27 protein-coding genes are annotated in these 26,440 nt (G+C 38.1%); 18 read left to right on the top strand and 9 right to left on the bottom strand.

Going from position 1 to position 26,440, the window contains the following annotated elements; genetic code table 11:
* Window positions 1-24 precede the first annotated feature (24 nt).
* Window positions 25-576 (bottom strand): peptide deformylase, encoded by a 552-nt coding sequence (def, locus tag JOC34_RS05380; RefSeq protein ID WP_205135675.1) that lies wholly within the window; start codon window positions 574-576, stop codon window positions 25-27.
* A gap of 188 nt (window positions 577-764) precedes the next feature.
* Here def and JOC34_RS05375 point away from each other — a divergent pair, with 188 nt between their 5' ends.
* The 5 genes from JOC34_RS05375 (at window position 765) to lpdA (ending at window position 6,628) form a co-directional block, all read left to right on the top strand.
* Window positions 765-1,442, top strand: coding sequence for a YkyA family protein (locus JOC34_RS05375; RefSeq protein WP_338062635.1), 678 nt, complete (start codon window positions 765-767; stop codon window positions 1,440-1,442).
* A gap of 391 nt (window positions 1,443-1,833) precedes the next feature.
* Entirely contained in the window at window positions 1,834-2,916 is a 1,083-nt protein-coding gene (gene pdhA, locus JOC34_RS05370; protein WP_205135674.1) for a pyruvate dehydrogenase (acetyl-transferring) E1 component subunit alpha, read from the top strand.
* Between the two features lie 3 nt (window positions 2,917-2,919).
* A complete protein-coding gene (locus JOC34_RS05365; RefSeq protein WP_205135673.1) occupies window positions 2,920-3,897 on the top strand; it encodes an alpha-ketoacid dehydrogenase subunit beta in 978 nt (325 codons plus the stop codon).
* A gap of 25 nt (window positions 3,898-3,922) precedes the next feature.
* On the top strand, window positions 3,923-5,218 hold the full coding sequence (locus JOC34_RS05360; RefSeq protein WP_205135672.1) for a dihydrolipoamide acetyltransferase family protein: 1,296 nt from the start codon (window positions 3,923-3,925) through the stop codon (window positions 5,216-5,218).
* A 3-nt stretch (window positions 5,219-5,221) separates the two neighbouring features.
* On the top strand, window positions 5,222-6,628 hold the full coding sequence (lpdA, locus tag JOC34_RS05355; protein WP_205135671.1) for a dihydrolipoyl dehydrogenase: 1,407 nt from the start codon (window positions 5,222-5,224) through the stop codon (window positions 6,626-6,628).
* A gap of 175 nt (window positions 6,629-6,803) precedes the next feature.
* Here lpdA and JOC34_RS05350 read toward each other — a convergent pair whose 3' ends face one another.
* Both JOC34_RS05350 and JOC34_RS05345 read right to left on the bottom strand, forming a co-directional pair.
* Window positions 6,804-7,181, bottom strand: a complete 378-nt coding sequence (locus tag JOC34_RS05350) for a thioredoxin domain-containing protein (protein WP_205135670.1) — start codon at window positions 7,179-7,181, stop codon at window positions 6,804-6,806.
* Between the two features lie 222 nt (window positions 7,182-7,403).
* The gene (locus JOC34_RS05345; RefSeq protein ID WP_205135669.1) at window positions 7,404-8,924 is read right to left on the bottom strand and encodes a glycine betaine uptake BCCT transporter; all 1,521 of its coding nucleotides are present in this window, start codon (window positions 8,922-8,924) and stop codon (window positions 7,404-7,406) included.
* A gap of 362 nt (window positions 8,925-9,286) precedes the next feature.
* Here JOC34_RS05345 and JOC34_RS05340 point away from each other — a divergent pair, with 362 nt between their 5' ends.
* The 4 genes from JOC34_RS05340 (at window position 9,287) to JOC34_RS05325 (ending at window position 11,752) form a co-directional block, all read left to right on the top strand.
* Window positions 9,287-10,141 (top strand): polysaccharide deacetylase family protein, encoded by an 855-nt coding sequence (locus tag JOC34_RS05340; protein ID WP_205135668.1) that lies wholly within the window; start codon window positions 9,287-9,289, stop codon window positions 10,139-10,141.
* 156 nt (window positions 10,142-10,297) lie between these two features.
* Window positions 10,298-10,402, top strand: a complete 105-nt coding sequence (locus tag JOC34_RS05335) for a GapA-binding peptide SR1P (protein WP_205135667.1) — start codon at window positions 10,298-10,300, stop codon at window positions 10,400-10,402.
* Between the two features lie 111 nt (window positions 10,403-10,513).
* Complete coding sequence (locus JOC34_RS05330; protein WP_205135666.1) at window positions 10,514-11,479, top strand: NAD(P)H-dependent flavin oxidoreductase; 966 nt, start codon at window positions 10,514-10,516, stop codon at window positions 11,477-11,479.
* A gap of 6 nt (window positions 11,480-11,485) precedes the next feature.
* Window positions 11,486-11,752 (top strand): UPF0223 family protein, encoded by a 267-nt coding sequence (locus tag JOC34_RS05325; RefSeq protein ID WP_205135665.1) that lies wholly within the window; start codon window positions 11,486-11,488, stop codon window positions 11,750-11,752.
* Between the two features lie 34 nt (window positions 11,753-11,786).
* On the opposite strand, the gene JOC34_RS05320 is transcribed toward JOC34_RS05325, so the two are convergent.
* The gene (locus JOC34_RS05320) at window positions 11,787-12,404 is read right to left on the bottom strand and encodes a YktB family protein (RefSeq protein ID WP_205135932.1); all 618 of its coding nucleotides are present in this window, start codon (window positions 12,402-12,404) and stop codon (window positions 11,787-11,789) included.
* Window positions 12,405-12,674: 270 nt separating this feature from the next.
* Here JOC34_RS05320 and JOC34_RS05315 point away from each other — a divergent pair, with 270 nt between their 5' ends.
* Both JOC34_RS05315 and JOC34_RS05310 read left to right on the top strand, forming a co-directional pair.
* Window positions 12,675-12,872: a hypothetical protein gene (locus JOC34_RS05315; RefSeq protein ID WP_205135664.1), complete on the top strand. Its 198-nt coding sequence runs from the start codon at window positions 12,675-12,677 to the stop codon at window positions 12,870-12,872.
* 148 nt (window positions 12,873-13,020) lie between these two features.
* The gene (locus tag JOC34_RS05310) at window positions 13,021-13,830 is read left to right on the top strand and encodes an inositol monophosphatase family protein (protein ID WP_205135663.1); all 810 of its coding nucleotides are present in this window, start codon (window positions 13,021-13,023) and stop codon (window positions 13,828-13,830) included.
* 15 nt (window positions 13,831-13,845) lie between these two features.
* Here the strand turns inward: JOC34_RS05310 and JOC34_RS05305 are convergent, their stop codons facing one another.
* Window positions 13,846-14,016: a DUF5325 family protein gene (locus JOC34_RS05305; RefSeq protein ID WP_205135662.1), complete on the bottom strand. Its 171-nt coding sequence runs from the start codon at window positions 14,014-14,016 to the stop codon at window positions 13,846-13,848.
* A gap of 146 nt (window positions 14,017-14,162) precedes the next feature.
* On the opposite strand from JOC34_RS05305, the gene JOC34_RS05300 reads away from it, so the two are divergent.
* On the top strand, window positions 14,163-14,474 hold the full coding sequence (locus tag JOC34_RS05300; RefSeq protein WP_205135661.1) for a YlaH-like family protein: 312 nt from the start codon (window positions 14,163-14,165) through the stop codon (window positions 14,472-14,474).
* Window positions 14,475-14,600: 126 nt separating this feature from the next.
* Here JOC34_RS05300 and JOC34_RS05295 read toward each other — a convergent pair whose 3' ends face one another.
* Complete coding sequence (locus JOC34_RS05295; protein WP_205135660.1) at window positions 14,601-14,807, bottom strand: YlaI family protein; 207 nt, start codon at window positions 14,805-14,807, stop codon at window positions 14,601-14,603.
* Between the two features lie 255 nt (window positions 14,808-15,062).
* Between JOC34_RS05295 and JOC34_RS05290 the strand changes: the two genes are divergently transcribed.
* Window positions 15,063-15,320, top strand: a complete 258-nt coding sequence (locus tag JOC34_RS05290) for a hypothetical protein (RefSeq protein ID WP_205135659.1) — start codon at window positions 15,063-15,065, stop codon at window positions 15,318-15,320.
* 48 nt (window positions 15,321-15,368) lie between these two features.
* On the opposite strand, the gene JOC34_RS05285 is transcribed toward JOC34_RS05290, so the two are convergent.
* Complete coding sequence (locus tag JOC34_RS05285) at window positions 15,369-15,959, bottom strand: YhcN/YlaJ family sporulation lipoprotein (protein WP_205135658.1); 591 nt, start codon at window positions 15,957-15,959, stop codon at window positions 15,369-15,371.
* A 104-nt stretch (window positions 15,960-16,063) separates the two neighbouring features.
* A complete protein-coding gene (locus tag JOC34_RS05280; protein WP_205135657.1) occupies window positions 16,064-16,552 on the bottom strand; it encodes a hypothetical protein in 489 nt (162 codons plus the stop codon).
* Between the two features lie 295 nt (window positions 16,553-16,847).
* On the opposite strand from JOC34_RS05280, the gene JOC34_RS05275 reads away from it, so the two are divergent.
* Together JOC34_RS05275 and pyc are read left to right on the top strand one after the other, a co-directional pair.
* The gene (locus tag JOC34_RS05275; RefSeq protein WP_205135931.1) at window positions 16,848-17,129 is read left to right on the top strand and encodes an Fpa/YlaN family protein; all 282 of its coding nucleotides are present in this window, start codon (window positions 16,848-16,850) and stop codon (window positions 17,127-17,129) included.
* A 462-nt stretch (window positions 17,130-17,591) separates the two neighbouring features.
* Window positions 17,592-21,032, top strand: coding sequence for a pyruvate carboxylase (gene pyc / locus JOC34_RS05270; protein ID WP_205135656.1), 3,441 nt, complete (start codon window positions 17,592-17,594; stop codon window positions 21,030-21,032).
* Between the two features lie 48 nt (window positions 21,033-21,080).
* Here the strand turns inward: pyc and JOC34_RS05265 are convergent, their stop codons facing one another.
* Complete coding sequence (locus JOC34_RS05265; protein WP_205135655.1) at window positions 21,081-22,010, bottom strand: COX15/CtaA family protein; 930 nt, start codon at window positions 22,008-22,010, stop codon at window positions 21,081-21,083.
* Window positions 22,011-22,480: 470 nt separating this feature from the next.
* On the opposite strand from JOC34_RS05265, the gene cyoE reads away from it, so the two are divergent.
* From cyoE to ctaD, 3 genes are read left to right on the top strand one after another with little or no spacing between them, the layout of a single operon-like run.
* Complete coding sequence (gene cyoE / locus JOC34_RS05260) at window positions 22,481-23,425, top strand: heme o synthase (RefSeq protein ID WP_205135654.1); 945 nt, start codon at window positions 22,481-22,483, stop codon at window positions 23,423-23,425.
* 60 nt (window positions 23,426-23,485) lie between these two features.
* The gene (coxB, locus tag JOC34_RS05255) at window positions 23,486-24,538 is read left to right on the top strand and encodes a cytochrome c oxidase subunit II (protein WP_205135653.1); all 1,053 of its coding nucleotides are present in this window, start codon (window positions 23,486-23,488) and stop codon (window positions 24,536-24,538) included.
* A gap of 45 nt (window positions 24,539-24,583) precedes the next feature.
* Window positions 24,584-26,440, top strand: a complete 1,857-nt coding sequence (gene ctaD / locus JOC34_RS05250; protein WP_205135652.1) for a cytochrome c oxidase subunit I — start codon at window positions 24,584-24,586, stop codon at window positions 26,438-26,440.

Below are 26,440 nucleotides of genomic sequence, written 5' to 3'. Positions count from 1 at the left end.
TTCAATGATGAACTGGCTCTTTCTCTATTCAACTGCTTTTGCATCCTCCGGTATGAGATATGGGTTTTCCTTGTTTATATGATCATAAAACATGATGCCGTTTAAATGATCAATTTCATGTTGGAATACTACCGCGGGATATCCTTTAAGTCGTAACTTTATTGGATTACCTTCAATGTCGGTAGCCTTTATGGTCACCCGAGCGTAGCGGGGAACATAACCCTCAACCGGTCGATCAACCGAGAGGCAACCTTCACCAGAGGATAGGTAGGACATTTCAACAGAATGGCTAACAATTTTAGGGTTAACAAGACCGTAGCTATAAAGTTTGCCATTTTGATCTTCGAAATGAACAGCTGCTAGGCGTTTATTTAATCCTAGTTGTGGTGCAGCCAATCCGACACCGGGTCTTAATTTATACTTTTCAGCAATCGTTTCATCCTGGCTATTCTTTAAAAAAGTAATCATTTCAGTTAAAAGTTCTTTATCCTCATCGCTTAGGGGTGTTTCCACCGGGTCAGCAATGTTCGTTAAGGTCGGATTACCTTCACGAACAATATCTTTCATTGTAATCAATTTTTCTCACTCCTTACTCATGCAGGTGCATACGTTGTAATCATATTTTATCATATATTGATCCGGATTTTCATAAATTACTATACCACAAAGTGAAACTAAAGTTTTTGTGAAGGTTTTACTAATTCTTATGTTATACTGGAAAAAAATAAAAAATGCAAGAAAGCATTAGAGGGAGGGATCCTTTCGTGTTGTTAAAAAGGCAACTACTAAGCATACTATCAATTGGCTTTATTATTGTTTTATCGGCTTGTAGTGGAGCGTCAACAGAGGAAAAAATACATAATCATTTAGAAGAAGCCGTTTCAGCAGAGACGGGTTTTGAAGAACAGCAAAAAGATATTACTGATCTGGAAAAACAGGAACAGAAAATTTATGGTGAAATTATCAAATTAGGGATGGAAGAATTTGATGAGATAAAAGAACTTTCCCAACAAGCGTTAAAATCAATCGATAAACGTTCGGAAGCGATAAAACTGGAAAAGGAAAGCATTGATGAATCACAAGAAGCATTTAATGAAACAGATTCTTTAATTGATAAGCTGGAAGAAAAAGAAGTAAAAGCGAAAGCAGAACAATTACAAAAGGTAATGAATGATCGTTTTAAGGCGTATGGCACATTGTATAAGGTTTACAGTAAGTCTTTAGAGCAGGAAAAGGACCTATATGGGATGTTGCAGAAAGAAGAATTAGAACAAGAGGAATTAACAGAGCAAATTACAGCCATTAATGAAAGCTATGAACAAGTATTAAAAGCCAATGATCAATTCAATGAGGATACAAACGCATATAATGACTTGAAAAAGGAATTTTATGACGCAGCAGATATTAATGTTACATTTGCTGATAATACAGAAAAAAAATAACAAGTAGGAAATGGGCTGGATAACTTTTATTCAGCTCTTTTTTTATTGAAAAGTTTAGCTTTTGAGTAATACAGTTAACATAACCAATTATAACAGCGAATGGAAATCTGTTAGCGGAACCGAGGAAGTGCATGTAGTCCTATAACAAAAATGAATAAAACGAAACAAAGTGTTTGACCATTTCAATGATATAGGCTAATATTTAAGTTGGATTAAGAATTGTACCAATGGTTTTTTGGGTGAATGTATAACAGATTTTTATTTGTCCTTCTTAAAGATTGAATAGCAGCAAATAAGGGTACATGATTTAGAGTGAAAGGTACAATTTTACTTGTTTTGGGAAGGCTATGAAGGAAATATTAAAAAGATATAAAGGAAGAGGTGGACGATTTTGAAACACGTACTTGAAAGTGTCGAAAGTCAGTTCGAAGTGTTCCAGATTCTAAATGAAGATGGGAAAATTGTTAATAAAGACGATATGCCGGATTTGTCGGATGAGGATTTAAAAGAACTTATGCGTAGAATGGTCTATACACGGGTATTGGATCAACGTTCTATTGCATTAAATCGTCAAGGAAGATTGGGTTTCTACGCACCGACTGCCGGTCAGGAAGCGTCGCAGCTAGGAAGTCATTTTGCACTTGAGAAAGATGATTTTATTTTACCGGGCTATCGGGACGTACCACAATTAATTTGGCATGGTCTTCCACTATACCAGGCTTTTCTATTTTCCAGAGGACATTTCCACGGTAATCAGATGCCTGAAGGTGTAAATGCTTTAAGTCCACAAATCATTATTGGTGCACAATATGTACAGGCTGCAGGTGTAGCATTAGGCATGAAGCTTCGTGGCAAAAAGGCAGTGGCTGTTACTTACACTGGTGATGGTGGAACTTCACAGGGTGATTTCTACGAAGGAATGAACTTTGCGGGTGCATATGGTGCACCAGCGATATTCTTTGTACAAAACAACTACTTTGCTATTTCAGTGCCGGTTGAGCAACAAACTGCTGCAAAAACATTAGCGCAAAAAGCAGTAGCAGCTGGTATCGAAGGTATACAGGTAGATGGTATGGACGTGCTGGCCATGTATGCTGCCACGAAACATGCACGGGAACGCGCAATTAATGGAGACGGACCAATGCTTATTGAGGCGTTAACCTATCGTTATGGACCACACACGATGGCTGGGGATGATCCAACACGTTACCGTACAGAAGATCTTGATAATGAATGGGAGAAAAAAGACCCAATCGTACGCTTCAGAACGTTCTTGGAAGGTAAAAAGTTATGGTCTGAAGAAGAAGAAAATAAAGTGATTGAACAAGCAAAAGATGATATTAAAGAAGCGATTAAAGAAGCGGACAAATATCCGAAACAAAAAGTGACAGACCTGATGGAAAATATGTATGAAGAACTTCCACACAACCTACAAGAACAATGGGAAGAATATAAAGAAAAGGAGTCGAAGTAAATCATGGCTCAAATGACAATGATTCAAGCGATAACTGACGCAATGCGCGTAGAATTGAAAGATGATGAAAATGTACTTGTATTTGGTGAAGATGTTGGTAAAAACGGCGGTGTTTTCCGTGCTACAGAGGGTTTACAGGATGAATTTGGCAAAGAACGTGTATTTGACACACCGCTAGCTGAATCGGCAATTGGCGGGCTTTCAATTGGACTGGCTCTGGAGGGTTATCGCCCCGTACCGGAAATTCAATTCTTCGGTTTCGTTTATGAAGTGATGGATTCCATTAATGGGCAAATGGCTCGTATGCGTTATCGTTCCGGCGGGACAAAATCACAACCAATTACGATTCGCTCGCCATTTGGTGGTGGTGTGAATACACCTGAAATGCATGCAGACTCGCTTGAAGGCTTGATTGCTCAGCAACCAGGGATTAAAGTTGTGATACCATCGACACCATATGATGCGAAAGGATTGTTAATCGCTTCTATTCGGGACAATGACCCTGTTGTTTTCTTGGAGCATATGAAACTATATCGTTCATTCCGTGGGGAAGTACCTGAAGAAGCATATACAGTTGAACTTGGTAAGGCGGATGTGAAACGTGAAGGTAAGGACGTGACACTCATTGCCTATGGTGCCATGGTTCATACATGTTTAAAAGCAGCTGAAGAGCTTGAAAAAGATGGCATTGATGCAGAAATTATTGATTTAATGACTGTCTCACCATTGGATATAGATACGATTATTGAATCAGTTAAGAAAACAAACCGCGTCGTAGTGGTTCAAGAAGCACAACGTCAAGCAGGTGTAGCGTCCACAGTTATTTCTGAAATTCAGGAAAGGGCAATTTTACATCTGGAAGCACCGGTATTAAGAGTAACAGCTCCAGATACAGTGTTCGCATTTTCTGAAGCAGAAAAAATTTGGTTGCCAGATCACAATGATGTTATTGAAAAAGTAAATCAAGTAATGAACTTCTAAAAAATAAAGACGGGAGGTAACAATTATGGCTTTTGAATTTAAATTACCGGATATTGGTGAAGGAATTCATGAAGGTGAAATAGTTAAATGGTTTATAAAAGCAGGCGATGAGATTCAAGAAGATGATCCACTGTGTGAGGTGCAAAATGACAAATCTGTCGTTGAAATACCTTCACCGGTACAAGGAACAGTTAAAAAAGTATATGTTGAAGAAGGTACGGTAGTAGTTGTTGGAGACACGATTGTATCCATTGATGCTGAAGGGTACGAATCAGAGGATACTTCAGAGGAAGAAACTGAAGACAAAGGTGAAAAAGAACAATCTGAAAAACAAGAAGAGAAGCAGCCTGTAGCAGATGACTCTAAATCAGAGGAAGAAGATGCACAGTCTGATGATAGTCGCGTGATTGCGATGCCATCTGTAAGAAAATATGCTCGTGAACAGGATGTTAAAATCCAAAAAGTTACTGGATCAGGTAAAAATGGCCGTATTTTAAAAGCGGATATTGACAGTTTCTTGAGTGGTGATCAACCTGCGAAAAGTCAGGATAGTTCTGAAACAGCTGAAGCAACAGAACAAGCAGAAGAAAAACAAACTGCCACAGCACCACAAGGCGCATATCCAGAAACCCGCGAAGCAATGAGTGGTATTCGTAAAGCAATTGCAAAAGCAATGGTAAATTCGAAAACGAAAGCACCTCATGTAACATTGCTGGATGAAATAGATGTAACAGAACTGGTTGCACACCGTAAGAAATTTAAGGCTGTTGCAGCAGAGCAGGATATTAAATTAACGTATCTACCATATGTTGCAAAAGCACTTGTTTCTGCATCACAGAAATTCCCGATTTTGAATGCATCGGTAGATGATGAAACAAACGAAATTATTCACAAGCATTATTATAATATAGGTATTGCTGCAGACACGGATAGAGGTCTACTCGTTCCTGTTGTAAAAGATGCCGATCGTAAATCAATATTTTCTATCTCTAAAGAAATTAATGAATTGGCAGAAAAGGCACGAAGTGGTAAACTTACATCTGATGAGATGAAGGGTGCATCCAATACAATCACAAACATTGGTTCAGCAGGTGGTCAGTGGTTTACGCCTGTGCTTAATTATCCAGAAGCAGTCATTTTGGGTATTGGACGTATCGCTGAAAAACCTATTGTTCGCGATGGAGAAATTGTTATTGCTCCAGTACTTGCATTATCATTTAGTTTTGATCACCGTATTGTTGATGGAGCAACTGCACAACTCGCATTGAATCAAATCAAACGATTATTGAACGATCCACAATTAATTATGATGGAGGCGTAGATTATGGTAGTAGGAGATTTTCCAGTTGAAGTAGACACATTGGTTGTCGGGGCAGGACCAGGAGGATATGTTGCTGCAATCCGTGCCGCACAATTAGGACAAAAGGTAACCATCGTTGAAAAAGGAGCAGTAGGTGGCGTATGTTTGAATGTTGGGTGTATCCCATCAAAAGCATTAATTCAGGCTGGTCACATGGCTGCACAGGCACATGGCAGTAAAGATTTGGGAATTTCTACAGAAAAAGTTACTGTTGATTTTTCCAAAGTGCAGGAATGGAAAGGTTCGGTAGTTAATAAGCTTACATCTGGTGTTGAAGGCTTATTAAAAGGAAACAAAGTAGATATCGTCAAGGGAGAAGTTTACTTTGTGGACGAACATACAGTGAAAGTGATGGATGATAAAACGTCACAAACATATAAATTTAATAACTGTATTATTGCAACAGGATCTTCACCAATTGAAATACCAAGCTTTAAATTTTCCGATCGCGTACTTGACTCAACAGGCGCGTTGGCTTTAAAAGAAATCCCTAAGAAAATGGTTGTTATTGGTGGCGGTTATGTTGGAACTGAGCTTGGTTCTGCTTACGCCAACCTGGGAACTGAAGTTACTGTTCTGGAAGGCGCAAAAGATATTCTTGGCGGATTTGAAAAACAAATGACACAGATCGTCAAAAAAGGATTGAAAAAGAAAAACGTTGAAATTATTACTGAAGCAATGGCAAAAGGTGCAGAAGAAACAAAAGACGGTGTGAAAGTTACGTATGAGGCAAATGGCAAAGAAGAAACACTTGATGCTGACTACGTACTGGTAACGGTTGGCCGTCGTCCTAACACCGAGGAAATTGGTTTAGAACAAGCTGGTATTGAAGTAGACGATAAAGGTCTTATTAAAATTGATAAACAATGCCGCACAAGTGTAGATAACATTTATGCTATCGGTGATATTGTTGAAGGCCTGCCACTCGCACATAAAGCCTCTTATGAAGGTAAAGTGGCTGCTGAAGTAATCGGTGGAGAAAAATCCGAAATTGATTACCTTGCAATACCATCTGTTGCATTCACTGATCCCGAACTTGCAATGGTAGGTTATACGGAAAAAGGAGCGAAGGAAGCAGGATATAAAGCAAAAGCATCCAAGTTCCCATTTGCAGCTAATGGTCGTGCATTGTCATTAAATGACAGTGAAGGTTTCTTAAAACTAATCACAAGGGAAGAAGATGGACTGGTTATCGGTGCACAAATTGCCGGACCCAATGCCAGTGATATGATTGCTGAAATTGGTTTAGCTATTGAAGCAGGAATGACCGCAGAAGATATTGCACTTACTATCCATGCACATCCTAGTTTAGGGGAAATCACCATGGAAGCAGCTGAAGTTGCATTAGGTACACCAATTCATATGTTGTAATGTAAAGAAGACGAAGGTTCAAGTAGGGTTCTAGCCTTATTTGAACCTTCCTTCTTGTTTATTTCAAAGCCTGACGATACTTATCATCCCAGTATGGGGAGGGGTGGTGTATGGTAACGCGGCGCAGATATAAGAAAACAAGCGTGCTGTTATAACTAACAGCACGCTTGTTTTCTTATTGAATCGTTAATTGCAATTCATTCACTATTTCCGTTTTGGACATTTCTCCGGTGAGCCGGGAAATGGTTTGTCCATTTTTTAAAATAAGTAATGTAGGGCTATTTGAACTGACCTTATAATTAAGTTCGTCAATGTTTTTTTCTTCTTCCAAGCCACCCTTGAATTCATCCGGGTATGCCGCTTTTAGTTCTAAAAGTGCATCCATATATATATTTTTTAACGATTTACTTGATTGATCAGTGAAAAGCATTACGTCATAATCTGCGGGCTGGAATGTGATGACATCTACTACAGCATCTGTTTTTTGGCATCCCGTGGTCAGAAGTAAAAAGAAAAGTAATAGAATAGCATAGTTTTTCCTGATTTTTAACACCTTCCTATGATGTCAAACAGTAAGCGTGAGCACTTATCTGATTTTGATTGACTATAGAATAGTGTAACAAATAAAAGGGCTAACAACCGGTATGTTATGGAACTGTTAACCAAATGCAACAGATTTGTAGGGAAAGTAATTATTTGTCAATATGTGTTACTGATTTGCAACTTCTAAATAAAAAGGTTAGACCTCTTCATTTAGAAGAAATCTAACCTTTTCTTATTCTTTCCTTTTTAATTCCATCTCTTTCGCTTCTTGTTTAAAGGCCTTCATTAACGATATAACGATTAATATCAGTATGATCGCAAATGGAAACGCGACGATGATGGAGGCGGTCTGTAAGGCTTGTAGACCACCTTGCCATAACAATACTGCGGCAGCACCTGATTGCAAAATACCCCAGATAAGTTTGACAACGTTTGGAGGGTATAGGCTACCACCAGTCGTCTGCATCCCTAATACAAATGTTGCTGAATCTGCCGATGTAATAAAGAAAATACTGACCAGGAGGATCGCGATAATCGACATGAACGTTCCTAGTGGAAATTGGTCCAGCATGGCAAATAATGCTGCTTCTTCACCAATTTCATTTACTTGTTGCATAATATTGGCATCCTGGAAGAATTCTAAATTGATCGTTGTTCCGCCAAACACTGTAAACCAGATTGCACCGAAAATAGTAGGTACTAACAGGACTCCTGATACGAATTCTCTAATCGTACGACCACGGGAAACCCGTGCAATAAAAGTGCCTACAAATGGTGCCCAAGCAATCCACCATGCCCAATAAAATACTGTCCAGTCTTTGATCCACGAGTTACCCGGATCAAACGGAGTCATTCGCAAACTCATACTTGGCAAATCTTGAATATAGCTACCAAATGTAGATGTAAAAAGGTTTAAAATAAAATTTGTTGGTCCTATAAACAGTAATAGTAACATTAAAGAAATGGCTAGTACTAAATTTGTGTTACTTAAATATTTTATACCTTTATTGATCCCTGTCATTGCGGAAGTTAAGTATAATACCGTAACGATAAGTATGATGATCATATCTAATGCTATTGATTGGTTGATACCGAAAACATAGGATAATCCACTACTAATTTGGATCGCGCCGAAGCCCAGTGATGTTGCAACACCAAAAACTGTTGCAATAACAACAACAACATCAATTGTCGTACCCCAGGCACCTTTTATACGGTTACCGAATAAGGGAACCAATATGTCACTTATAAGACCCGATGACTGGCGTCTAAATTTGAAATAGGCTAATGCCAATCCAAGTGTTGCGTAGATTGCCCATGGGTGTAATCCCCAATGGAAAAAACTATACTTCATTGCTGTTGCAGCTGCTTCAGCTGTTCCACCTTCACCATACGGTGGGATATTAAAATGGGATAGCGGTTCTGCAGCGCCCCAGAATACTAAACCAATACCCATTCCAGCACTAAACAACATAGCAAACCAAGAGATGTAACTGTGTTCTGGCTTATCGTTTGGTTTACCCAATTTTATTTTCCCGTATTTGGAAAAGATTAGGTAAATGGCAAAGATCAAAAATGTTGTAGCACTTAGTAAGTAAAACCAGCCGAATTGATCGACCAAATAGGTTTGGATTGCTGTCGTAACGGTATCAAGATTTGCATTTGGTAACACTTCCTTAGGAATAATTCCCCAAACAACAAATAGAAATGCTAGAACTGCTGAAATGTAAAATACGCGAGTAACTTTACTCATAAACAAAATTCCTTTCTGTAATGATAAATTTTCAGTTAAGTAAAACGGTACAAATAAGAATCTAAGGACAAAGAAAAGTACTCATCGAAATAGGGCGATCGTAAATTTAAAGCACAATTATGTATTTAAACATATCAAAGCATAATGATCAAATACTTTATGCGCCCAATCCGTATCTTTACTATTTCCTTTTGTCCATATTATCATTCTTAAATAGGGATAATTAAATGACTGAATGGTAATGTATCTACCCTATACCCTATAAAGATTTTTTTTAAAACAACGGTATTCACAGGAAGGATAATTCCGTTATAATGGTAGCGTGGTATGAATACAAAAAGAAGAAAAATAGGAGGGGTCGGATGAAAAAGATATTTTGGCTGTCACTGTTGGCAATGCTAATTGTTTTATCAGCATGTAGCAGTAACCAAGCTAGTAAAGAACAAGAGCCAGATGATGCAACTAATGAACAGAAAAAGGATAACGCCCAAGAGAAAGAAAACCCGGAGCATGCAGAAGATAGTGCGTCAGACGGACACAAAAAAGATGATAATCAAGGGGAAAAAGAACAAGAAGCTGATCCAGATCCGGAATATAGAGTTTCTGATACTTGGAATATTGTTCCTTTAGATAAAGAGACAAATGATGAAGTCGCTTTGATAACGATTGATGATGCACCAGACAAGCATGCAGTCGAGATGGCGAAAACGTTAAAAGACTTAGATGTTAATGCAATATTTTTCGTTAATGGGCATTTTATTGAATCGGATGAAGGACAAGAAAAATTAAAAGAAATACATGATATGGGCTTTTTAATTGGTAACCATACATATACACACCCATTTCTACCAGATTTATCGGCAGATGAACAAGAAGAAGAAATTGTTAGGGTCAATGATAAGGTCGAAGAAATAATTGGGGAACGTCCAAAATTTTTCCGTGCTCCAAATGGGGCGAATACGGACCATACGAAACAAGTTGCGAAAGATGAGGGCATGACATTAATGAATTGGACCTATGGATACGATTGGGAACCAGAGTACCAGACAAAAGAGAAAATAACGGATATGATGCTCAACAGCGAATATTTGGGGAACGGTGCAAACTTACTAATGCATGATCGCGATTGGACTGCGGCTGCTTTGGCAGATATTGTTGAGGGGCTGCGTGATCAGGGATATGAGTTAATAGATCCAAAATTAATTGAGACGGAATAGAAGACAGAAGGTCAACAACCTGTTAGCAATTGCTAGCAGGTTTTTTAATGATAACGTATATTTTTAATGCGTTATACTAATTAGGGGTTGCATCTTTTAATGTGACATCATATAATATGAATACGCTATCATAATGCAATGAAGGAGATGGGCTAAATGGGAACGATTGTTTGTCAGGAGTGCGAAAAGGTTATTGAGCAGTATGACGATGAAAAAGTTACTACCCTTTATGGCACTTGTCCAAATTGTAACGGAAAATAAAAACAAGAAAGAACTGCAATCGAGATTGCAGTTCTTTCTTGTTTTTATTACTTCATTAAAGTGGTAGGATAGTTGTAGTAAATATGAATCCAAAGGGGATGGGATAAACATATGGGGTGGAATACACGTATAACAAAGTTATTAAACATTGATTATCCAATAATACAGGGTGGATTAGCTTATTTGGCATATGCTGATCTGGCTGCAGCCGTTTCTAATGCTGGGGGTTTAGGACAAATCACTGCAATGAGCCTTCCAAATCCGGAAAGTTTAAGAGAAGAAATTAAACGTTTAAAAACAATGACTTCTAAGCCGTTTGGTGTTAATTATGCGATTGGGCAACATGGCCGTCCTTTTGAGCAAATGGTAGAAGTAGCGGTTGAAGAGGAAGTACCGGTTATATCTGTAACTGGAGGTAATCCACAAGGTGTGTTGGACTTAATTGCTGACCACCCGATTAAAAAGCTCGTTCTTGTCGCTTCAAGGAGGCAAGCGGAAAAGGCGGAAGAACTGGGAGCCGATGCAGTGATGGTCGTTGGTCAGGAAGGTGGGGGACATTTGGGGAGAAGTGATGTCGGCACATTCGTACTGACACCAAAAGTAGTGGATCACGTGTCTATTCCTGTTATTGCATCAGGCGGTATTGTGGACGGAAAAGGTTTAATGGCAGGACTTGCGCTTGGGGCTGAAGGAATTGAAATGGGAACACGATTTATTGCTACGGAGGAATGCGTCGATGCCCATGCAATTTATAAACAAGCGATTTTGGATGCAGATGAAAATGCAACGGTTGTTATTAAGCGGACGCTTGGATCACCGGCAAGAGCTTTGAAAAACAGCTGGACAGATCAAATTTTAGAAAAAGAAGCATTGGAAGCAGGATATGAATCAATAGGGAATTACATAAGCGGAGAAGCGAATAAGCGATTTATTTATGATGGAAAAGCCACACAGGGGTTTGGCTGGGCTGGTCAGGGTTCAGCTAGAATCCATGATAGTCCATCCGTAAATACATTAATTCAATCGATGATCCTGGAAGCGGAAGATATACAAAAAAAGTGGAGTAACGTGAGGTGAGGAACGATGGGTTATCATTACCCAATTGATGAAACATGGACGAAAGAAGAAGTAGTGGATGTTGTAAACTTTTTTAGCTTAGTGGAAAAAGGCTATGAAAAAAGTGTGAACCGTGATGAATTGATCCTATTGTATAAACGGTTTAAACAAATCGTACCTTCGAAAAGTGAAGAGAAGAAGTTATTTTCGGCGTTTGAATCGGCATCAGGTTATTCCAGTTACCATCTGATAAAAAAAGCACGAGCGTCAAATGAAAACAAGATAAAAATGTAAAGAGAGAGCATCGAAATAGATGCTCTCTCTTTATCTACTTAGCGCTTAAAGCTTGCTGATAAAATGGAATCAATGTTTGAAATGTGCTTTTAGCTGTTTCTAAAAACTTTTCCCCATTTGTGACGCGTTCATCATCAACAGGTAGATGTTGTCCTATTAGGAACTCAGCTTTTTTCACATCGCGAAATCGTTCAACGTCCTTTAATTGTAATTCAGGAAGTGCTATAGCACCTTTTTTCATATGATCAAGGGAAACGACGTAATGGTCAGGAAGTTGTTTTATCTCATCAAAATGATTAATAAACGTCTCGGCGATCGCCTTTTTATGGTCCAATTCATAAATAAGTGCTAACCAGATGAATATGTGATCATCAAACACACCGACTTGAAAATGCGGATGTTTCTTATATCCTCGTTTATTATCAGCAATGGCGAGCCATGTGTCCTGGGGTGGATTCACAGTTCTTCTGGCATGTCTTGCGATATGTAAATAAACTTCATTACCTAAATGAGCAGACAAAAAGTCAGTTAATTCGCTCCCGATCTGTTGAAATTTAGGCTGTATTCTTGATTGAATAGCCTCCATACGTTCATCTAAACCCTCTATAGAAAAAGTATCAAAATCCCTTTTTTCAAATCCATTAAATGTCAAATTAGTCATCCTTTCATTTTCTCCATACATTATAATAATTATTAATTATATACTTTGCTACGTCAAGCTAAATACCTCCAGAATAATATAGTATAAAATAAAAGTAATCTAATCAGGTTTAAAACCAGGCAAATAAGGGGAATTTATATAGTAAGTAGCACAATGAAAAAAATGAATGAACTAAATTGGAAAATTATCATAAAATAAAAACAAGTAATCATGACAATACCGGCAAGTAAATGATAAACAAAATGAAGGGTTGTGGATGAATTGAAATATGTAATGGAGGCGCTCAGACGTAAAGAAGCTGAGGAACAACTACCGGTAATTCGTATGGAGATTGATTATGAACTTGTAACACTTTTCGACGCGTTACAAGCAAATAATACGGTTGACATTATTAAAACAAAAGAGCGATTAGAACAACTGAGACTACAATGGCTTGAGATTGAAAATGATGAAACATAATTTACGACCCCAATATGTATATGCCACGAAGAAATAAGTGTGCCATGTATATATTCGGGTCGTTTATTCGTTTTTAACGCGTTAACAATGACGCGGGTTCCGGTCTTTGATACAATATAAGACATATCAACGTACTGGGGGAATACTGATGGACTTGGAACTACGTGATCAACTTTATGCACAAGCAAAGGAATGGGTTTTAGCGGCCGGAAAACAAATTAGAAATAAAATAAATGATCCGCTCGTAATTGATACAAAATCAAATCCCAACGATCTTGTTACGACAATGGATAAAGAAACAGAAGCGTTTTTTGCAACTGAAATTAAAAATAAATACCCTGATCATTTCATATTAAGTGAAGAAGGGTTCGGGGATGACTTAAAAACACTGGATGGAACGGTATGGATCATTGATCCGATAGATGGAACGATGAATTTTGTCCACCAGAAAAGAAACTTTGCTATTTCAATTGGTATTTATCAGGACGGTGTTGGTGAAATTGGTCTTATCTATGATGTGATGTCTGACATTTTGTATCATGCAAAAAGAAACGAAGGGGCATATAAGGATAAGGAAAAACTGGCACCATTAAAATCAGATGTGAAATTGGAACAATCTATTCTCAGCTTAAATCACTTTTGGTTGTGTGAAAATCGATTAGTGGATGAACGCGTGATGCAAGGTTTAGTTAAAAAGGTCCGCGGTACGAGAACATATGGATCTGCAGCTTTAGAGTTTGCGTATGTTGCGGAAGGGATATTGGATGGCTACCTTACCATGACGTTATCACCATGGGATGTTGCTGCCGGAATGGTTATCGTCAATGAAGTAGGTGGTGTAACGGGCAATATTGATGGGGAAGCCCTAAATATGTTGAAGCGGAATTCTGTTTTTACATGCAACCCGGTTATTCAAAAAGATATTATAGACGATTATTTTGTTAAAGGAAAAAAGTGACCCACTGATGTGGCGTCACTTTTTTTTCCGTTTTAATGATAAACCAAAACCCATGATTGCAAATCCCAATACTAAGAATAAAAGAATCAGCCAAATATTTTGAAATGCGATTGAAATCCCTACTAATACAAACATGGCAATAACCAAAATTGCCAAGAGTAGCATGGATACGTTTATATTTTTCATCAAAACACCTCTATTTCTACATTGTTAAGTATATCCTAAATTAAATTGAAGTTCAAAAAGTTTTGTCGAAAGTCATATTTTAACTAGCATGACCTACAAAGATTTAGTATGATGGTAAAAGAGTTTAAACATAATGGGGGAGACAGATGGATAATAATTTTAGTCTTATTTTTGATTTACTCATACATTATAATGGTACAGCCCACATATTCTGGATATTTTTTGTGCTTAATTATATATTTGCAGCAATTGCCTTCCAGTTGGGGTTTGCAAAAAAACTACCACCATTAAAAACTGTGTTCGTTTATATCATGCTTGCTGTTGGAGTTTATATTATAACGATCTTTAGTATATTTAAATTACCAATTACGGAAAGCTTAATTATCATATCACTGGTACTGGGAATTTATCGCTTTCGCTTACATAGAGAGAGACAACGGAAAGCCCAAAATAGCTAAACAAAAAACGCCTTTAGGGCGTTTTTTGTTTAGCTATACCTAGGTAGATAGTAAAGTTTTAAATTTTACTACTGCATCGTGCAACTAAGGCATTCGCCATTAAAGGCTTAGCGAATACCAAGTTTCCTAAAAGTAATGATCGTCTTCCTTTTTCTTCTTCTTATAAAGGTGGAAATGACCAGTAGCTTGACGCTGTTTTGTTTTATAGTCAATTCGCTTATAACATTTTTCACATAAGTACATTTGATTTCTACGATTTCTTAAGCGTTTAGCACGTAATGAATGGTCGTCCAATCCCTCTATATGGTCACAAAGAACACATTTTACTTGCATGGCTTCACCTCTATAATAAATGTATCGTTTAATGCTTCTTATTAACTGGAAATATAATATATTTAAATTGTAACATAGGACTTGTATTTAGAATAAGCATACGTATTAAATTACACCGATGCAAAAACAATTTTAAGCTATTAGTAGGACTCATATTATCACCATTATGTTGGACGATAAGCCAAATTTTCCAATGTTTTATATAAAAATATGTGGGGAATATATAAATAAGCTAAAAGAAGAGAGGGCGATTTAATGAAAAAACGTTATATTATCTCAGCAGCAGGTGTAGCCGGTGCTGTCGGAGCTACATTAGCTGGTCGACGCTATTTCAAAAACAAAACGGAGCAGAACAAAGTGACTACGTTTGAAGATGCGGGTATTCCGGATCAGACCTCTAATATGGATTTGGCTCAATTCGAAAATGCGAAAATGGTTTCAGAAGGGTCTCAATTTGGTGTTAACTATTACAATGAAATGAAAGAGGAATTGGAAGAACAAGCAGAACAATAAGACAGAAAAAAGCTGGCATTTAGTAATCAAAACTAAACGCCAGCTCTTTTATTTTTGATTGGATTGTTCTTCTTCGACATCATCTATTTTTTCTTTGTCTTTCTCGGGAATAATTTCCTTGTTTTGATCTGGTTCTTGTGGCCGGTTTTCATTTATCGGGAATTCAGGCATGTATCTTCCGACAATTGCGGATAATTCGTCGACAAATCCATAGACAGGATGACCTTGACTGATTTTATTTGCCATCCCGCGGAGCCTTTCCATGACATCCGCATCGGCGATAACGACAGCGGTTTTCCCGTAAGGATCATGTTGTAGGGCTTCTACGACGGAGTATTTAATGGTACCCACCCGTGACCTGTCTAAATCTTTATCTACATCGATACCAACAACTGCATAGGGTCCCGCAACTACTGCAGCTGCATCATTAACATTGGGTACGTCACTTGCCAGATCAGCTAAATGTGTGGCCATTTCACTATATTTCAGATCGGGATTCTCTCTTGGGTCCGAATTTTTAACGTTAACAAACTGATTATTACGTTGTTCTTTATCAGCTAAAGAATTGCTGTCTTTTTGCTGGCATCCAACGATAAGAAGCAAGCAAGATATAGATAATATAATTAAACGTTTTTTCATTCTGCATCCTCCTGGTAAAAGTATTTTCTACTGTTATTTTGGTTAGAATGCAAAATAATATACGAAAAAGGCCAATACAGTATTCGTGTATCAGCCTCAAAGTGTTAATTAATGATAATCTTACTTACGTTTTTGATAGGTGCATCTTTATTTGAACCGTCGTTAAAATAAAAATATACTGGGCCATCATCTTTTAGTGGTTTGCCTTTATTGGCAAATTGAAGATAGCAATACTTTAATTCAGAAAGCGATATTTGTTTATCCCCATCCTTGGTAACCAAGGTTGCCCCCGTTGCGTCCGGTTTTATTTCTGCGTTCTCGACAAAATCAATAATGGGCATAACATAGGAGTTTTGTAAAAACTTTTCTCCTTCATGTCGTGAAATACTTTTATTTACCGGGGGTTTCATATGCTGTGGATAAACGGCACGTTCCCATCTTTGTGCGGCTTTTTCTGCCTCGTCTGTATCTGTGGTTGGAACAGCATTAACTGTGAATGCTTCATCTAACAATACTTTTCTGTCATCGAAGATCCAAACCGTCGGATCCAAGGTTATAGCGTATGTAACATTTCCAGTAATTGGTACGATCATTATTTTTCCCCCTAAGAATATATATCAATATTAAGAATAGCAGACCTCTGAGAAGATTTCACCAATTTAAAATAAAAATCACGCAATCCCATTATTTTAGTTGCATTTTTCCAGTGCTAACGATAATATAGTATTGAGGAAAGTCTTTTGAGGAGTAAAGAAAACACGTGCCTGTTTTCTTTCTTTTAAGCGCGCAAAGGAGCGATACATCGCAGACGAAATTCTTTTCGTCGGACGAAGGCTTCGCCCAAAGGCTTGGCGAATGTCAAGTTTTCTAATGGAGGGGATAGAAATGATGCCCGAGGTGACCATAACACATCGTGAAAAAGCCCAAGCCCTTCTAAAGGCTGATGCTGATAAAATTTTGCGACTAATAGAAGTTCAAATTAAGAACTTAACGATGCCACAGTGCCCGTTGTATGAAGAAGTACTTGATACACAAATGTTTGGTCTCTCAAGAGAGATCGATTTTGCTGTGCGTTTGAACTTGATCAGCGAAACGGAAGGTAAAGCACTTCTTGGGAATTTAGAGAAGAAGCTTAATATACTACATGAGACAGCGCAGAATTCGGTGTGAACTTTGTTGATTCATGTGTTGGCTTTGTGAAATTTTGCAAGAGCCTTGCCTGCATATTTAATTGGCAAGGTTTTTTATTTATATTCATTTACTTTAATAAGTAAATGGTTTGAAAAATGATGATGAAACAATATATATTTTTTGAAATATGATATACTAGGTAAAATATTTCTAGTATACTTCCAATAGAAATAGTGAAAAGGGATCATTGGATACATATTTTTCGAACAAGCATCATGTTCAGGTGCCGGATTGGTTAGCTGTAAAGCTCGCACTAGACATTGATAAAGCTGATTATTCTGTTTTTTGGTATCGTGATTGTTGTTTTGTTCTTTTCCCGGTCAGCTTTTTATTACAAATGCTGGTCTGGAAAAACATATCTTAAAGCCGGATAGGAATAAGATCTGGCAAATACAATATGGTAACTTAAAAAGTTGTTCATCAGAATAGGGGAGGAAAAGCATGACTGAATTAAATCAAATAAACAAAGTGTTAGTAGCAAATAGGGGAGAAATTGCAATCCGGGTTTTTCGGGCTTGTTCTGAGCTGGGTATCCGGACCGTTGCAATTTATTCGAAAGAGGATTCAAGCTCATATCATCGTTATAAAGCAGACGAGTCTTACTTAATTGGAAAGGATAAAAAACCGATTGATGCTTATTTAGATATCGAAGGGATCATTGAGCTGGCTAAAGAAGTAGGCGTAGATGCCATTCATCCAGGCTACGGTTTTTTATCTGAAAATATCGATTTCGCGAAACGTTGTGAAGAAGAGGGCATTATCTTTATTGGACCAACAAGCGAACATTTGAATATGTTCGGTGATAAAGTGAAAGCAAGAACAGAAGCACTTCATGCTGATTTACCAGTAATACCAGGGACGGATGGACCGGTATCTTCTGTTAATGATGTTCTAGAATTCGGGAAGAAGAATGGCTTTCCAATTATGATTAAAGCTTCATTAGGTGGTGGCGGCCGAGGAATGCGGGTTGTTCGTAGCGAAGCCGGTGTATCGGAAGCTTATGACCGTGCAAAGTCGGAAGCAAAAGCGGCGTTCGGCAATGACGAAGTATATGTTGAAAAACTAATTGAAAACCCAAAACATATTGAGGTACAGATAATTGGAGATACACAGGGGAATATTGTCCATTTATTTGAAAGAGATTGTTCCGTACAACGGAGACACCAAAAAGTTGTAGAAGTTGCACCGAGTATGTCTCTAACTGCTGAACTTCGAGAAGAAATATGTGAAGCGGCAGTTAAACTAATGAAAAAAGTAGGTTACATTAACGCCGGAACGGTTGAATTCCTCGTTACGGATGACGCTTATTATTTTATTGAGGTAAATCCACGTGTACAAGTAGAGCACACGATTACGGAAATGATAACTGGTATAGATATTGTACAAACACAAATAAAGGTTGCAGATGGACAAGCTCTTCATGAATCCATTGGTATGCCAGAGCAGGATCAGCTTGCAATTAATGGGGTTGCTATCCAATCACGTGTAACTACCGAAGATCCGTTAAATAATTTTATGCCTGACACAGGTAAAATAAATGTTTATCGTACTGGCGGCGGCTTTGGCGTTCGTTTGGACGCTGGAAACGGCTTCCAGGGAGCAATAATTTCACCGCACTATGATTCTTTGCTCGTTAAAGTCTCGACGTGGGCATTAACGTATGAGCAAGCGGCAAATAAAATGGTTCGTAATTTAAAAGAATTCCGGATTCGGGGAATTAAAACGAACATCCCGTTTTTGGAAAACCTGATGGTTCATGAACAATTTTTATCAAGTGATTACGATACGACTTTTATTGATAAGACGCCTGAATTATTCGTATTTCCAAAACGGAAAGACCGTGGTACAAAAATGCTTACTTATATTGGTGAAACCACTGTTAACGGCGTACCAGGTGCAGAGAAAAAAGTAAAACCGGATTTTTCCAATTTAATTATTCCTAAAATAAATAAACTGGAAGAAATCCCTGCTGGAACAAAGCAGATTTTGGATGAACGAGGCCCAGAAGGATTGGCGGAGTGGCTTAAAGAACAAAAAGAGGTTCTTCTGACCGATACAACCTTCCGGGATGCGCATCAATCATTGCTCGCTACACGCGTACGAACAAAGGATTTATTGCAAATAGCAGAGCCAACTGCACGACTGTTACCCAATTTATTTTCAGTGGAAATGTGGGGCGGCGCAACATACGACGTTTCTTACCGGTTCCTGAAAGAAGATCCATGGGAAAGATTATTAAAATTACGTGAAAAAATGCCCAATGTTTTATTTCAAATGCTATTACGGGCAAGTAATGCGGTTGGGTATAAAAACTATCCAGATAATTTAATTAATCAGTTTGTTGAAAAAAGCGCTGAAGCAGGCATTGATGTGTTTCGCATATTCGACAGTTTGAACTGGGTGGAAGGTATGAAATTGCCGATAGAAGCTGTCCGGAACAACAATAAAATCGCGGAAGCATCTATGTGTTATACAGGCGATATCCTCGATGTTGGACGAGGGAAATATGATCTAAGCTACTATAAAAATTTAGCAAAAGAGCTGGAAGAATCCGGTGCGCATATTTTAGGGATAAAGGATATGGCTGGCTTATTAAAACCGGAAGCAGCTTATCAATTAATAGCAAGCCTAAAGGAATCAACGGATCTGCCTATCCACCTTCATACACATGACACAAGCGGTAATGGCGTTTACACATACGCTCGTGCAATTGATGCAGGAGTTGACGTAGTAGATGTGGCAAGTGGGCCAATGGCAGGACAAACATCACAACCTAGTGCGCAATCACTCTATCATGCGCTGGAAGGTACTGCACGTCAGCCAGAAATAAATGTGGATAACTACGAAAAGCTGTCCTATTATTGGGAAGGTGTAAGGGATTATTATCAGGATTTTGAAAGTGGAATGAAAGCTCCACACACGGAGGTATATTTCCATGAAATGCCTGGCGGACAATACAGTAATTTACAACAACAAGCAAAAGCAGTCGGACTTGGCGATCGCTGGAATGAAGTGAAAACAATGTTCCGTACGGTAAATGACATGTTTGGCGATGTTGTTAAAGTTACACCATCCTCAAAAGTAATCGGGGACATGGCTTTATTTATGGTACAAAATGGTTTAACTGAAGATGCAATCTACGAACATGGGGAGTCGATTGATTTTCCTGATTCAGTAATTGAATTTGCACAGGGGTATATTGGACAGCCATACCAGGGATTCCCACAAGAATTACAACGGATTATTTTAAAAGGGAAGGAACCTATTAAAGTTCGTCCCGGGGAATTATTGAATCCTATTGATTTTGCTGCATCAAGAGAATCGTTATTCCAAGCACTTGATCGTCCGGTTACTAGTTTTGATCTGATTTCATATGCATTATATCCGAAGGTGTTTATGGATTATAATAAATTCTGTGAGCAATATGGGGATGTCTCTGTATTAGATACACCTACATTCTTCTATGGCATGAAGTTAGGTGAAGAAACTTCAATTGAAATTGAACAGGGTAAAACATTAATTGTAAAGCTTGTATCTATCTCTGAGCCAAAAGAGGATGGAACACGTGTTATCTACTTTGAATTGAATGGTCAATCTCGTGAGGTTGTTATTCAGGATAATAGCTTGAAGTCATTGATTGATAGTAAGCCGAAAGTTGATAAAAACAATGACAAACATATCGGTGCGACGATGCCTGGTACAGTTATAAAGGTAATTTGTGAAAAAGGTAAAAAGGTTAATAAAGGTGATTACTTGTTAATTACTGAAGCAATGAAAATGGAAACAACCATACAGGCACCATTCTCAGGTGTTATCAAAGATATTCACGTAAGTAGTGGGGGAGCAATCGCAGTTGACGATTTATTAATTGAATTTGAATAAAACAAAAGCGGGAGAAGTTATACAACACTTCTCCCGCTTTTTCTAAGCTTATTTAATTTTACTTTTCTTTTCAGCCTGAGCACTTCTCGACGATAACAAAATGAAGTAGCTTAGCATGGCGAAGAAACAGGAAATAACCAATGCGTGCATGAGTGCAATACCTAAGTTTAACATAGTAAAAATGATCATCGCACCAAAGAATACTTGTAGTACAATGAGGGACACTGTCGTAATCCATCCCCAGAACATTACAGGGCTATTACGATAATTCCTGATCATTTTGATAAACAAAAGGACTGTCCAAATAAATAAAAGACCTGCTGCCAAACGATGTCCCATTTGAATCCATTGCTCAAAGCTATATGCAGAAAAATTAAATGGAGAAATATTTGAACAGAATGGCCAATCCTTACAAACCATTTCCGCACTTGAATGACGTACCAAAGCACCTGTATAAACAACAAGGATTGTGTAAATTGTCAGTAAATAAATCTCAATGCGGTGTTTCTTTTGAATGAACAATGCGTTGGCATCAAATTTCCTATCTATTTCAAATATTAGCAGCGTTAGTAAAAATACAGAGGCAAACGATACGAGTGAAATACCGAAGTGTGCCGCCATAACAAAATCGGATTGTCCCCACATAACAGCAGCAGCGCCAATAAGACCTTGTAATAATAGAAAAAAGACAGACAAAAAAGCTAAAAACTTCGTTTCACGTATATGACCGATATATTTCCAGGCTAGAAAAGATAGTGCCAGAACAGTGAAGCCAACAATTCCGGAAACCAGTCTGTGGCTAAGCTCAATGACTAGTTCAGCTGTAATCTCAGAAGGCATAAATTGTCCGTGGCATAACGGCCAGGTACTTCCACAACCTGCACCGGAACCCGTTTTTGTTACAAGCGCCCCACCAATTAGGATAAAGACCATTCCAATGGTAGAGACAACAGATAAAATCTTTAAAATTTTAACCATAGTACAGCCTCACTTTATGATGATTATAAATACAGATCGATACAATACCTTAATAATAGTACCATATCCTTATATAATGCAATCAAATACATATTAAAAATGACAAATGACACACAATTGTTATACTCTTAGACGTTATTGTGGTTTCCAAATTAAAAAACGCAAATACCCCTTGCATTGTTCCGTATAATTTGCTAGAAATAGAGTAGATGGTAATTCGCTCTATCTCAAAAAAGTACGGCAAATTAGTAGAATTGTTATACATAAAAACAACACAAATGCTCATCGTAAATAAAAACTTTACAATAAATTACTTTACGCTGTTCTATGGGGTGTAAGACAATTCCATCATTTCGTGGTACAATGAACTTGATAATCAAGGATACTTTAATCAAAGTGAGATAAACTTAATTTAAAGGTATGCTTGTTTTTATTGTGTAATTTGACAAGTGAGAAGGGGGGATATATGGATGAATAAGGTGGAGACACCATCTTCACAAATGATCGGAAATCCTGCACTGTCGGATGAAGTGCATCATGTAACGTTATTATCTGACATAAAAGCACTTGTTAAGATAGGAATCGTCAATTCTAATTTAATAACTGTTTTTACTGGATTTTGGTTGGCGTTATATTTTACCAATGCCGGATTTTTAGCTAATCTGGATTTGTTTTTATTAACAATGTCGGGCAGTGCATTAGTGATCGCCGGTGGTTGTATCCTCAATAATTGGTATGATGTTGATATCGACCCTGTTATGAAGAGAACGAAAGACAGGCCAACTGTAACGGGAAGAATTCCTTTGAAAATAGTTCTTACAATGGGGCTAATTTCTACTGGGATCGGTTTACTACTTCTATCTTTTACGACCCTAGAGGCGACATTGTATGCTTTTATAGGGTGGTTTATCTACGTTGTATTGTACACTGTCTGGTCTAAACGAAGATATACATTGAATACCGCTATTGGGAGTTTCTCCGGAGCAATGCCTCCTTTAATTGGATGGGCCGCAGTTGATTCCAGTATGCATGTTGTACCAATTGTATTATTTATAATCATGTTTATATGGCAAACACCACATTTTCTTGCATTAGCAATGAAAAAATGTGAAGACTATAAAACAGCAGGTGTTCCAATGTTGCCGGCAGTACACGGTTTTAATATAACAAAGCGTCAAATTGTTATATATATTGCCTGTTTATTACCATTGCCATTTTATTTAGTTTCGTTGGGATCAACGTTTGTTGTGATTGCGACGGTTCTAAATATAGGTTGGTTATCAATGAGTATTAGTGGATTTTTTATGAAAAATGACATAAAATGGGCTAATATGATATTTATATATTCATTATTTTATTTGATGATCATGTTCTTTTCAATGGTTGCTGTTACAATTGAATTTCCATTTAGTTAATGTAGTCCTTTATAAAAATTTATATATAAGGAAGAAATAGAGAAAGAGAGGTATGCATACATGAAAGGTTGGATGGGAAAATTCAAGGCTTTATTCCTATTAAGTTCGCTAGCACTGTTCTTAACTGGATGTGGTAAAGAAAACCTGACAGCGCTAGTGCCCAAAGGGTATGGTGCTAAGTCTTCAATGGATTTAATTATTCTTACGACAGTCATTATGTCTTTTGTGCTCTTAGCAGTTATGATTTTCTTTGTTATTGTCTTAGTGCGCTTTCGTAAAAAGAAGGGTCAGGAAGATTACATACCGAAGCAAGTGGAAGGTAATCAAACCCTTGAGACTATCTGGACAATTATCCCGATTATTTTAGTTATCATCATGGGGGTACCTACAGTCATTGCTACATTTGATTTAGCCGATGCATCAAAGGCTGACGAACACATAAACGTTGATGTTACAGGTAACCAGTATTGGTGGCATTTTGACTACGGTGAAGATGAATTCCAAACGAGTCAGGATCTGTATATTCCTACAGGAGAAAAAGTTTATTTACATCTGAAATCGTCTGATGTTATTCACTCATTTTGGGTACCAAGTCTTTCAGGGAAGTTAGACGTGAACCCTGAAAACGAAAACACGATGTTCTTAGAAGCACATGAAGAAGGCGTTTACTGGGGGAAATGTGCTGAGTTATGTGGCCCGTCCCACTCATTAATGGACTTTAAAGTAATCGCTGTAAGTCCAGATGATTATGAACAATGGGCAAAAGATATGAATGACTTTGATCCTGAAGCAAAACCGAAAGATACGGTTGCACAGGAAGGTCAGGAATTATTTGAGGAAAAAAGCTGTATGGGCTGTCACGCAGTTGGTTCATCTCCAGTTGCAACCGGACCAAATCTAACGGATTTTGGTAATCGTACAAAAATTGCCGGTATATTGGAACCAACAAAAGAAAACTTAGTTGATTGGATTCAGGATCCTGAAAAAATTAAACCTGGAAATGAAATGACTGGTAAATATCCAAGCCTTTCAGATGATGAAGCAGATAAAATTGCAGAGTACTTGTTGCAATTAAAACCAACTGATGTGGCACCAGAAAGTGCAAGTAAATAGTATGAATAAATTTAGGAATGAAAGATGTAAAAGGGGGTTTAAGTCGTGAGTGTAGCAGCTACACAGAAGAAGGGATTCGGCGCTATGTTATGGGATTACTTAACTACAGTAGACCATAAAAAAATTGCACATTTATATTTAGCTGGCGGCGGTTTCTTCTTCATACTCGGTGGATTAGAAGCTTTAGTTATCAGGATTCAGCTGATAAAGCCTGAGAACGATTTTGTTAGTGCAGGTTTATATAACGAAATGATCACGATGCACGGAACCACGATGATATTTTTGGCAGCAATGCCGATCTTATTGGGATTGATGAATGCCGCCATGCCGTTACAAATAGGCGCGCGCGATGTTGCCTTCCCATTTTTGAACTCATTGGGTTTCTGGTTATTTATGTTCGGTGGATTGTTACTGAATTGTAGTTGGTTTTTAGGAGGGGCCCCGGATGGTGGTTGGACTTCCTATGCATCCTTTGCACTAACGTCGCCTGGTCACGGAATTGATTTCTATGTTCTGGGCTTACAGATAGCCGGTGCGGGGACATTAATGGGTGGTATTAACTTCTTAGTTACGATTGTTAATATGCGAGCACCTGGAATGACATATATGCGTATGCCATTATTCTCATGGGCTACGTTCATCACAAGTGTACTTATTTTATTTGCGTTCCCTGCATTAACGGTAGCATTATTTCTGTTAATGTTTGACCGTATGTTTGGATCGGCATTTTTCGATGTCGCCTTAGGTGGTAACACCGTTATCTGGCAGCATTTATTCTGGATATTCGGACACCCAGAAGTGTATATTTTGATTTTACCGCTGTTCGGATTGTTTAGTGATGTTTTTGCAACTTTTTCTAAGAAACGATTGTTTGGTTATACTGCAATGGTTTTCGCAACGATGCTGATTGCATTCTTAGGATTTATGGTGTGGGCTCACCACATGTTCACAGTTGGATTAGGTCCGGTTGCTAACTCGATCTTCGCAATAGCAACCATGGCAATTGCAGTACCGACAGGTATTAAAATCTTTAACTGGCTTGCCACAATGTGGGGCGGAAGTATAACGATCAACTCGGCGATGCTATGGTCGTTAGGATTTATACCTACATTTACAATTGGTGGTATGACTGGGGTTATGCTAGGCTCCGCTGTTGCGGATTATCAATATCATGACACATACTTTGTTGTGGCCCACTTCCACTATGTTATTGTCGGTGGTACAATATTTGGAATCTTTGCCGGCCTGCATTACTGGTGGCCAATGATGTTTGGCCGAATTTTAAATGAGACGATGGGTAAGATCACATTCTGGTTTTTCCTAGTTGGTTTCCATTTAACTTTCTTTATCCAGCATTTCTTAGGACTAATGGGAATGCCGCGTCGTTATTGGGTATTCTTAGAGGACCAAGGATTGGATTTAGGTAACTTAATTAGCACAATAGGTGCATTCCTAATGGCAATAGCTGTTATTGTGTTCTTTATTAACATTATTTACACAGCTGCTAAAGGGGAGAAATCTTCACCGGATCCATGGGATGGTCGTACTTTGGAATGGGCTGTAGAAACGTCACCGCCGCCATTCTATAACTTTAAGCAACTTCCGCTTATTCGTGGACTTGATCCATTATGGATTGAGAAAACGGAAGGTAAGGGAAAAATGACACCAGCGGAACCATTGGGTGATATTCATATGCCAAATGGCTCGATCTTACCATTCATCATGTCGATTGGATTCTTTATTGCAGGATTCGGCTTCATTTATCATGGTGATCATGCAATATGGTATCTTGCATTGTATGGTGGAATGGCGTTAGCGCTTGGTTGTATGGCTGTAAGATCGCTTAAAGATGACCATGGTTTCCACATTAAGAAAGAAGAACTTGAAAGGGAGGCTGACTAA

It is taken from the genome of Virgibacillus halotolerans (assembly GCF_016908515.1).
Classification (GTDB): domain Bacteria; phylum Bacillota; class Bacilli; order Bacillales; family Amphibacillaceae; genus Virgibacillus_M; species Virgibacillus_M halotolerans.
The sequence above is the reverse complement of the archived record's forward strand: the minus strand, read 5'-3'. Positions and strand labels throughout refer to the sequence as shown.